This is a genomic window from Helicobacter vulpis (assembly GCF_003660395.1).
In the GTDB taxonomy this organism is placed as follows: domain Bacteria; phylum Campylobacterota; class Campylobacteria; order Campylobacterales; family Helicobacteraceae; genus Helicobacter; species Helicobacter vulpis.
Window position 1 is genome coordinate 1 of sequence record NZ_QXQT01000045.1, and the last position, 2,869, is coordinate 2,869.

General features: G+C 37.4%; 4 protein-coding genes, 1 rRNA gene and 1 pseudogene. All 6 read left to right on the forward strand.

Translation table 11 applies throughout. The features are described from left to right. Positions 1–96, forward strand: a 5S ribosomal RNA gene (rrf, locus tag EAO38_RS08365); the annotation flags it as partial. 248 nt (positions 97–344) lie between these two features. Next, positions 345–938 carry an L-tyrosine/L-tryptophan isonitrile synthase family protein gene (locus EAO38_RS08370; RefSeq protein WP_121022845.1) on the forward strand — a complete coding sequence of 198 codons (594 nt, stop codon included), beginning with the start codon at positions 345–347 and terminating at the stop codon, positions 936–938. A gap of 11 nt (positions 939–949) precedes the next feature. Next, positions 950–1,363, forward strand: a complete 414-nt coding sequence (locus tag EAO38_RS08375) for a hypothetical protein (protein WP_121022847.1) — start codon at positions 950–952, stop codon at positions 1,361–1,363. Further along, the gene (locus EAO38_RS08380; RefSeq protein ID WP_121022849.1) at positions 1,350–1,721 is read left to right on the forward strand and encodes a hypothetical protein; all 372 of its coding nucleotides are present in this window, start codon (positions 1,350–1,352) and stop codon (positions 1,719–1,721) included. The genes EAO38_RS08375 and EAO38_RS08380 overlap by 14 nt, the downstream gene beginning before the upstream one ends. Before the next feature lie 38 nt (positions 1,722–1,759). Continuing rightward, the gene (locus EAO38_RS08385; protein ID WP_121022851.1) at positions 1,760–2,395 is read left to right on the forward strand and encodes a hypothetical protein; all 636 of its coding nucleotides are present in this window, start codon (positions 1,760–1,762) and stop codon (positions 2,393–2,395) included. Between the two features lie 279 nt (positions 2,396–2,674). After that, positions 2,675–2,869: pseudogene (locus tag EAO38_RS08390) on the forward strand (MFS transporter); the annotation flags it as partial.

Genomic DNA, 2,869 nt, shown 5'->3' on the forward strand with positions numbered 1-2,869 from the left:
GGATATACCCAGCCCCATCCCGAACCTGGAAGTCAAGCTCTCTAACGCCGATGATACTGCCCTTTGCAAGGGTGGGAAAGTAGGGTGATGCGGGGGGTTCTTGAAATCTACTTATCTTTTTTTATTTGCTTTTTAATTTTTACATCCTTTAGTTTTGAACATGGCAGTGTTACATTAAGTTAGTTTTTGTTATCATTAGGTGCTGGCTTTAGAAAGGTTTTTGTAATGAAAAACGGTCAACATAAAGTACAAATCTCCGATTCTCATAGACTTATTAATTTTGTGCAAAATCTACCTAGAAATTCGGACGAAATCCGCAGATCAGGTATAGATGTAGAATATTTTTGAGTAATGTCATTAAAAAGCTTGAGTTGCATATGAATTATGTAATTTTAGACAGACAGGACTCTATTATCAAAAAAGCAAAACAGAAGTATAAAAAACCTACAAGAGTAGATATTTTTGCAGAGGCGTTCTATGACCCGCACTTCTTTAAGAATAGCGCTAAATTTGTTGACTATCAAATCTTGAAATCCAGTATAAGCCGTTCAATTGAGATGAACGGGCATGTCGAGATACTCTTCCCCATTTTTTCTAGAAAGCCAATCTCACCGATTAAAAATTGTGGATATTACGCTGATCTTGCAGAGATAGCCACTATTTTGAGAATGGCATCTCTTTCCAAGATACTGCATAACACGCTTGGAAAGAGAGTGATCTTTACAGTGTTGGCAGACGGCAAAAAATACAATAGGGCGTGCAAGACACCAGATTTTATCGTAGATGAGTATCAAAAGTCGCTCCAGTTTTGGATAGATTATCTCAAATTAGATGACCTTGTTAGCATTGTCGACTATGAGAGACGTGTTTTAGCTTCCATCTGTGAAATTAGATTATGCCACTTATGTTTGGTTTATCGCATCCTTACATACATTTAAATATTAAGAACATGTTTTGGCGCAAAATTTTTTTGAGGATGCGTGAAGAGGCATGGGAAGCTACTAAAAGATATGTTGCAATTTCTCTTGTTGATCGAGAGCTTAATGTGATAAATAAGATGAATGCCAATGCAATTAAATTTACCATTCATGCAAAACCTAACGAGTTAAGATTTATCGATACATCTTGTCAGAACTTTAACATAACTGCCCAGCATTGTGTTGGAGGACTGACCACACAACATGATTACTTAAAAACGACTTTTGATTACCGTATCTGCCGGGAGAGCAGAAATGAACAAGCCGTATGCATAAAAAACTTGGAGTGCAATAGGGCTAATTTGCAAGTTTATGGTTATTTAGTTCATATGAGTCGAATAAGCCAGCCTATTTGTTACCAGAGGGGCAAGCATGAAAGGGTTTAGCGCGAGGGAAGTAGTGAGCGAGCTTGGGTTGCAAGTTGCGATTAAGGAATGCTGGGATTTTAATATCTATAAAAAGGAGTTAAGATCTAAGTCAGTCAAGTGCGATGATTTATTGCATCTTTGGAAAGATAATTTGTTTTCCCAATGTAAAAAGTTCTCCAAAAAGATTAGGTTGGAATTTGCTGATCGTAGGTTTCTATATAGCAATACAGAAATTGAAGAACATTATAAAGCAGGTTTGGTATCTGAAATTTTTAGAAACAAATGTATAGCTAAAAATTGTGCCAACTTGGATTTACATGTCCTGCAAGATTTATTAGTTCTCAGGTTAAAAGTGGAGAGATTAAACTTGCAATAGCTTGGGGACATTCTAAAAGGGACTGCGGGAAATTAAAAATGGAAAGCTACCACGCCGATTTTGCCGAACTCTACGCAATCAGTGTTTTGTTTTTGGTTGGCAATGTGGCGCATTTATTAAGTGATTTACCTGTTAAGATTCTTGTCTTGAGTGGGGGTTTAAGATTTTCTAGCGCATTATTCACAAATCTAGAAGCTGTAGAAAGATATGATGAGGAGCGTAGCGAGATTGCGCAGTTTTTATGTGATGATCACGTAAGGATTGAATTTGAAAAGTATAAATTGGATGGAAGAGATTTAGATAGGATTGATGAGATTAGTCAAAATATGTCAGAGCACTCTGTCAAAAACAAATTTGATAACATTCTTTGCAACATAGATTGGAAAAATATTTTGACCAATAAACTATCACCCCATGGAATACAAATCCCAGAGATCATTGAGCAAGTCAGCGATACAGACCTTTTGATCGCAGGATCAATCGGCTCTATCTTACGTGAAAAATCAGAAGCTAATTTTGAGAATATTTTAACCCCGAAAGTTTTGCAGGAGAGTATAAAGATAATAAAAAGAATAACGGAGATTTCCACCAGAAAGTACTTGGCAATCCATGCTCTGCATAAGAATATTTTTTTCAAAAGGTCATGTGCGCCTAAGTGTTCATTTAAAGCCTGATAGATACGATATCCCTGCGATCTATACTCTTGGTATCGATGGTGGGAATCAATTATCCCAACATTGCATGATGATAATCAAAAAAATCACAAAGTTGGTTTTATAACACATTACGAAGCAAAGTTGCTTGACTATATTAAAGTGATTAGCAGTGATTGTTCTTGCATCTTTGATTGGCATGGCGGTGGCACACTTTTTTTATAGAGGATGAGACAGATGATATTGTGCATTTAATCCGTTCCATCCGGTTTATAGATTGTGTCTAATATGGGGAATTTTGTGTTCTTTAACAAAAATATCTTTCTCTTGCTCTTAGGGCAGGCTCTTAGCGGGGCGGTGGTTTCTCTGCTCACCTTTAGCAGCGCGCTAGCAGGCCAATGGCTTTTAGGGCGCACCACTCTAGCCACTCTGCCCATTACCACGACCCTTACGGGGGCGTTTATTGCCGTGTTGTTTTCAGCCACAATCTTTCAG